Genomic DNA, 7166 nt, shown 5'->3' on the forward strand with positions numbered 1-7166 from the left:
AAGTTATATTGCTAACCTTGTGGTATCGGATCATCCTTATCATTCATCAAGAGCAAGCTGGTTAATTTCGGCGTTGGTTGATTTACAACAGCAGCTAATACCTTTAATACGTTATCAAGGTATACGCAGGATTGCTGTCTTAGCGCGTCCGCTTATTGCTCATCATCTGCAACACAATTCTACTCAAAATAATGTTGCTGACAACGTTGAAATGACAACGTCTATTGCTTTAGATTGGCATAGCGATATCTTGCCTCTTATCAACCAGTATTTGCAAGATTTACCGAAGCTGCGCATCGATATTCACCTTCCTAAAGACATCAGCATATAAATTAATTTCTCCCTATTATCACCTTTTTGAAGACATAAAAAAACCGCCTTGATTGCTAACTATCAGCAACCAAAGCGGTTTTTCATATCTCGACTAGGTCAAGTTGCGTCACATATCGATGCTTAGTTTTGCTCGATACCTTTCATGGTCAGCTTAATACGACCACGGTTATCAACGTCTTGTACTAATACGCTGACGGTTTGACCTTCTTTTAGGTAGTCAGAAACATTTTCTACGCGCTCATCTGCAATTTGCGAGATATGTACGAGGCCATCGGTGTTTGGCAAGACGTTAACGAAAGCACCGAAGTCAACGATACGCGCAACCGTACCTTGATAAGTTTTACCAACTTCCACTTCTGCGGTGATGGCTTCAATTTTACCAATAGCCGCTTTGGTGGCTGCTTTATTTTCACCGAAAATACGAATGGTACCAGCATCATCGATATCGATAACTGCGCCAGTTTCTTCGGTTAGCTGACGAATCGTTGCGCCGCCTTTACCAATCACATCACGGATTTTTTCTGGGTTGATTTCGATAACCGCATAGTTAGGCGCATGAGCGTTGATTTCTGTACGGCTTGCAGGCAGTACTTTGTTCATCGCTTCTAGGATATGGATACGACCAGCGTGGGCTTGCTTAAGGGCTTGCTCCATAATGTCTGGGGTAATGCCTTCGATTTTAATATCCATCTGTAGCGCGGTGATACCGTCTTTTGAACCTGCTACTTTAAAGTCCATATCACCAAGATGATCTTCATCACCTAGAATGTCAGACAATACCGCAAAGCGCTCGCCTTCTTTAACCAGACCCATTGCGATACCCGCAACTGGTGCTTTTAGCGGTACGCCAGCGTCCATCAATGCCAAGCTTGCGCCGCAAACCGAAGCCATTGAAGATGAACCATTTGATTCGGTGATTTCAGATACCACACGAATCACGTACGGGAAGCGTTCGCTATCTGGCAGCATCGCTTCAACACCGCGGCGCGCTAGACGACCATGACCGATTTCACGACGTTTTGGCACACCTTCACGGCCAGTTTCACCAACTGAGAAATGCGGGAAGTTATAATGCAACATGAAATGGTCACGAATCGTACCCGACAATGAATCAATCATGTTTACATCGCGGGTGTTACCAAGTGTGGTGGTTACTAATGCTTGTGTTTCACCGCGGGTAAATAGTGCTGAACCATGGGTGTATGGTAATACACCTACTTGTACATCTAGCGCACGAACGGTTTCAAGATCACGGCCATCGATACGCGGCTTACCTGACAAGATATTGTCACGAACGGTGCGATATTTTAACTCTTCATAAATCTCTTTTAATTCAGATACCGTATCGTTATACGTTTCTGCTTCTGCGTCACCTGCCAATGCCTCGATAATCGCTTGTTTGATTTCGTCAAGTTTGGTGTAGCGCTCTTGCTTATTGGTGATGGTATAAGCATCAGCCACTTGCTCGCCAAACTGCGCTTTCATGCTGGTTTCTAACGCTTGATCGCGAACAGGCGCGGAGTATTGCTGCTTAGCGGTACCAACTTCTTCTGCTAGTGACACGATATTTTCGATAACGATTTGCTGCTGCTCATGACCGTATAAAACCGCACCTAACATTTGGTCTTCAGACAACTCTTTAGCTTCTGATTCAACCATCAATACGGCAGATTTAGTCCCAGCTACCACTAAGTCAAGGTCGCTGTCTTTGAGCTGCTCAAGCGTTGGGTTAAGGACATATTCACCATTGATAAAGCCAACACGCGCTGCTGCTACCGGGCCATTAAATGGCGCATCAGAAATAGCCAGCGCTGCTGAAGCACCAATTAATGCAGCAATATCTGCCGACTGAGTTTTATCAGACGATACAACGGTTGCCGTAATTTGAATTTCGTTCACATAGCCTTCAGGGAATAGCGGACGAATCGGACGGTCAATCAGACGCGAAGTTAGCGTTTCAGCTTCGCTGGCACGGCCTTCACGTTTGCCATACGCACCTGGGATTTTACCGGCCGCGTACATTTTTTCTTGGTAGTTGACGGTCAATGGAAAGAAGTTTTGACCTTCTTTAGCATCCGACTTTACTACTGCTGCTACTAGGACAGTCACGCCGCCCATGTGAACCAAAATAGAGTTTGCTTGACGCGCGATACGGCCCGTTTCAATAACGACCTGCTGGTCGCCGTACTGGAATTCACGCTTAATGGTATTAAACATTGTCATATAATTTTCCTAATATTGACTGACGAAATGGATATCAGCATCATAAAAAGCTGATATCTGTCATTAAAAATTCTTGGTAACTGGTTACTCGTGATTGGCTACTAATTGACGTTAACATAATTGAAAACTGGGTCGATTAGCGCAATCTTGTTACCTATTTATTTGATACCTCTATTTAAATAACGATTTCACGTTATTTGCTGACTAAAATCTGCTTTGCTAGCCACTGTTTGATAAATAATACTCATAAAGTTAAACCTTATAAATATTTAATCGAGCGCGAGTACTACTCTCAAACTCATAAGGCATTATTTTACAGTGATTTATAGCCATTGACCAATGAAATGCCAACCTGTCTGTTTGCGCATTACCGTTATAAGCATTTCATTATAAAAAAGTCGGTTAAAATAAGCGACTGCCGCATTAAAGGTGACACTAGAGCACAATACTTTAACGGTCAAACTCATCATACAAATACGCATAAAAAAACGGCGTGAAACTATTCCACACCGTCTTTAGAAAAAATCTATTTTATCGAGCTTAGCAAACAAGTACCAAGTGGCTTAGCAAGAAATTTAAAATGCTGCCTTATTAGCGCATAATCTTTTTTGGTGGCCATCGGTACTATTATTACCAAATTAACGACGTAGACCTAATTGGCTAATAAGGGTGGTATAACGACCAAGGTCTTTACCTTTTAAGTAGTCAAGCAGTTTACGGCGCGTGTTAACCATACGGATAAGACCACGACGGCTATGATGGTCCGCTTTGTGCTCTTTAAAATGGTTCTGTAAATCGTTGATACGAGCACTCAATAGTGCTACTTGAACTTCTGGAGAACCAGTGTCGTTTTCGCCACGTTGGTATTGAGCAATGATTTGTTCACGATCAGAATTGGTTAGCATAAATCTCTCCGGCAATGCTAAATGTACTAAGATACTTTCAATTTAAAGCATCTAGGCACAATAGAATAAAAAATAAAATAGTTTAATCGTCATTCAGGACAACCCTGCATTACTAGAGTTGACCTAGTGTACGACAAACTTATTAATTAGAACGTTTAATTAAGAATAAAGCGAAAATTAAACGTGACAGCGATTATAACAAAAAACTGCTGAACTAGCAGCAGTTTTTATAGTAGTTTTACAATTTCTGCAGAGAAAAATTGATTAAGGTCTAAATTTATAAGACTAATGCTTCATCAACTATTTATCATTCTTAACGTCGTCCTGCGTAGCATTACCGCCAAGATCATTATCTTCAAGAGGAGCCGTCGTTGCTTCTGCTAAACTAGCTGGAATATTATCTTCTTTAGGATTGATATCTTCGGCTTGTTGTTTAATTTTTTTCTCTTGCGCGTCCATGTTGTCTTTTGAGTCGGTCATAAATACTCCTAGTTATCATTATTTTTCTACCGGTTGATTTATTAATCATTAGTAAATTTAATAAAGTATAAGATTAACTATTTTTCTTCTTTAGCATTTTTTAAATTATCAGCAATACGCTCTGCAGCCGCTTCAGTATCTTGCGTATGATTATCTTCTGTTTGACCTTTTAGGGCAGCAGTTGCTGATTCTGAACGTTGTTGCTCAAGCTTGGTATCGTTCGGATTAGGATTTGACATAATAATTTCCTTTTTTGTAGTTATGATTTTAAAGTTATGGTAATTTCGTAAAATCAATATAAGTAAATCGTTAATAAATATAGCTGCTTCTTTTAGGTTAATCTATAAAATTTAATTGGCTTATTAATCTAAGATAGCGCTTTATCAATAGCAGCGACAAAATCGTTAATATCATCTGGATTTCGTGAGGTAATTAAATTACCATCCACTTGCACGCTTTTATCGACGAAATTTGCGCCCGCATTTTCTAGATCGGTCTGTAATGAGTGATAAGCTGTTAAGGTTTTACCTTTAGCAATGCCTGTATTAATCAATACCCAAGGCGCGTGGCAAATGACCGCTAATGGTTTACCTGTATCGTTAATAGCATTAATGACACTGTGCGCTTCTTCGTTACCACGTATGGTATCGGCATTCACCGTCCCACCTGGCAAAACCAGTGCCTCATAATCAGCAACGTTAGCGTCTTTAGCAAATATATCTGCAGTAAAGGTATCACCCTTATTGACGTCCTGCTGCATGCCTTGGACTTCTTTGTCTTTATTGGTCGTAATGAGGACTGTTTTATAACCTTTATCTTTTAATTGGTTGTTAACTTCTTCATATTCAGCTTGTTCGAAGTTATTATGTAATAAGAAGGCAATGGTTTTCATAGTAATCCTTATACTTTAGATTTCAACTTTAGGTATGAGTATTTTTAAAATATATTTTTTATTATTAATCTCAAATACTTTTTATATTAGTTAATGTCTTTTTATTTTTATATATACTGCTTTTTTATAATTCTAATATTTAATAAAATCCCATTTTTATAATTTTCATTTTCTTATAGTTTTTATATCCTTGTCTCGCTTTCCGTAGCTGACTTAACTAAGGTACAAAAAAAGCAGGTTTCACTATAGGTGAAACCTGCAATAAAATGTGATGATATGTGATTAGTGTAAACTCTTAGTAAGTTTTACCCAATTTCAGTTATGACTACTACCACTTACTTAAGCATTAACGCTACAACTGGATAAGCTTTCTCGGCTGTAAGCGCCCGTTTAGACTTACCGCTCCTAAACCAATAAACTGCCCTTGCTCATCTATAAGACGAATATCTACGGGTATTTCATGAGGTAATAAGGTTTCACTATCTTCTTTGTTACCGTCATTCTCATAATGCTGTTGTTCGATAGCCGTTGTAATATAGCTTCGTATATCGTCCGTCAGCTGCTCGGTGACATTTAAGCGCTGTCCCATATGGACACGTGCGCACTGCTCTGTGGTTAAGGTAAGCTCAGTATCAAGGATGATACAAGCATCAACGGGCAATAAATACGTTAGGCGACTCTCAAGCGAAAACGCTTCTAGATCGGCCAAACCAATCGCATTATCAATCTTAAAACTTCCAACCTGTAGGCGCCGTAAAGCGGTTAGATGTCCTAGCGTGCCAAGGGTTTTAGCGATGTCTTCTGCCAATACTCGTACGTATGTACCTTTCGAGCAAGTCACTGTCAACTGAATTTGCTGCGCATCGATTGCGGTTAAATTAATGGCTTTAACGACAATATCTCTTGCGGGTCGCTCAATCTCGATACCTGCTCTCGCATATTCATACAATTTTTTGCCATCTTTTTTTAGCGCCGAATACATCGGAGGAATTTGCTGCTGTGGCCCTAAAAATTGCTGAGCAATGTTTTCTAATATGGCATGATCAAAATGGGGAATAAGTGCTTCAGCAACAATTTGACCATCTGCATCGCCAGTATCTGTTTGACTACCAAGTAAAATAGTCGCTTGATAGGTTTTATCGGCATCGAGTTGATAGTGACTAAACTTAGTGGCCTCACCCAAGCAAATGGGCAATAGACCCGTTGCCATTGGATCAAGTGTGCCTGTATGACCAGCTTTTTTACTGTCATGGTTAGGTGATTTAAACAGGTATTTCACCTTTGACACCGCCTGCTGCGAGGTCATATCTTGTGGCTTATCCACCAATATTACGCCTGATACTTTAATTTTTTCAGGCGTTTTATGCATTTTTGCGGGAGCTGGCGTAGAGGCTTTAATAGAGGCGTTCGACATAATAGCTATTACTCGTTGATTTCTTGCTCATCAGACTCGTTTTGCTCAGTTTTGGTCACGGCCTTATTGATAAGATCCATCATATAGTTGCCACGCGCCGTCACTTCATCATAATGAAAGCGTAAACGCGGTGTGGTACGCGTTTTTAGACTGTGGCTTAACTCGGTACGCAAAAAACCCGCCGCTTTATTGAGGACCTTGATGCTGTCTTCATGGCTAGATTTAGTCATCGCATCGTTAAGCTCAGGCTCCATGATGGTGACATAGATATCAGCGTAACCTAAGTCTGGGCTAACTTTAACGCTAGAAATAGTGACAAAGCCCGTCAAACGCGGGTCATTGACTTCATCACGGATAAGAACCGCAAGCTCACGCTGAATTTGATCAGCCAAGCGTTGTAAACGTTGATTCATGTTATTACCTTATTGGTCATACAGCTTATTTTTATTAACAAACTCTCATTAAAAACGCATGAGCGTTATATCTAATGACATTAAATATAAAACACAATATTTTTGCTAAAAAAGGCCTAGCAGGGTGTACCTGTTAGGCCTAAGTACAGCTAAATCTTAAGAAGTTATCCAACCATTCAATCATTTTATACGATTGAATGGCTAAATCATAAAGCGACTGCTTTAGATGGTACGGGCGAACTCTTGGATTTCAAAGACTTCGATTTTATCGCCCGCTTCGACGTCGTAACCACGAACCGCTAGACCACACTCCATACCGGTACGTACTTCATTGACGTCTTCTTTATAACGACGTAATGATTGCAATTGACCCGTAAAGATAACTTGGTCATCACGCAAGACGCGGATAGGTTTGTTGCGATAAATCGTACCTTCAACCACCATACAACCGGCAGCAGCACCAAATTTACTAGAACGGAATACTTCGCGAACCTCAGCAACACCCA

At 40.4% G+C, this 7166-nt stretch carries 8 protein-coding genes and 1 pseudogene; 1 reads left to right on the top strand and 8 read right to left on the bottom strand.

Features of this window, described 5'->3' with window-relative positions; all coding sequences use genetic code 11:
- Nucleotides 1-331 (top strand): annotated as a pseudogene (locus tag V7D75_RS01530) (hypothetical protein); the annotation flags it as partial.
- Between the two features lie 122 nt (nt 332-453).
- Here V7D75_RS01530 and pnp read toward each other — a convergent pair.
- From pnp to V7D75_RS01570, 8 genes are all read right to left on the bottom strand, one after another.
- A complete protein-coding gene (pnp, locus tag V7D75_RS01535) occupies nt 454-2556 on the bottom strand; it encodes a polyribonucleotide nucleotidyltransferase (RefSeq protein ID WP_333613126.1) in 2103 nt (700 codons plus the stop codon).
- A gap of 638 nt (nt 2557-3194) precedes the next feature.
- Complete coding sequence (rpsO, locus tag V7D75_RS01540; protein WP_068407892.1) at nt 3195-3461, bottom strand: 30S ribosomal protein S15; 267 nt, start codon at nt 3459-3461, stop codon at nt 3195-3197.
- A 300-nt stretch (nt 3462-3761) separates the two neighbouring features.
- Entirely contained in the window at nt 3762-3941 is a 180-nt protein-coding gene (locus V7D75_RS01545; protein ID WP_333613127.1) for a hypothetical protein, read from the bottom strand.
- Nucleotides 3942-4018: 77 nt separating this feature from the next.
- Nucleotides 4019-4180 (bottom strand): hypothetical protein, encoded by a 162-nt coding sequence (locus V7D75_RS01550; protein WP_333613128.1) that lies wholly within the window; start codon nt 4178-4180, stop codon nt 4019-4021.
- A gap of 128 nt (nt 4181-4308) precedes the next feature.
- Nucleotides 4309-4833, bottom strand: coding sequence for a type 1 glutamine amidotransferase domain-containing protein (locus tag V7D75_RS01555; protein WP_333613129.1), 525 nt, complete (start codon nt 4831-4833; stop codon nt 4309-4311).
- Nucleotides 4834-5185: 352 nt separating this feature from the next.
- Entirely contained in the window at nt 5186-6202 is a 1017-nt protein-coding gene (gene truB, locus V7D75_RS01560; RefSeq protein WP_333613157.1) for a tRNA pseudouridine(55) synthase TruB, read from the bottom strand.
- 53 nt (nt 6203-6255) lie between these two features.
- Nucleotides 6256-6660, bottom strand: coding sequence for a ribosome-binding factor A (locus tag V7D75_RS01565; protein ID WP_068407899.1), 405 nt, complete (start codon nt 6658-6660; stop codon nt 6256-6258).
- A 222-nt stretch (nt 6661-6882) separates the two neighbouring features.
- Nucleotides 6883-7166 (bottom strand): EF-Tu/IF-2/RF-3 family GTPase (locus V7D75_RS01570; RefSeq protein ID WP_333613130.1); only part of this gene is annotated, 284 nt, incomplete at its 5' end.

The sequence above is a fragment of the Psychrobacter sp. genome (assembly GCF_036731945.1).
In the GTDB taxonomy this organism is placed as follows: Bacteria; Pseudomonadota; Gammaproteobacteria; order Pseudomonadales; family Moraxellaceae; genus Psychrobacter.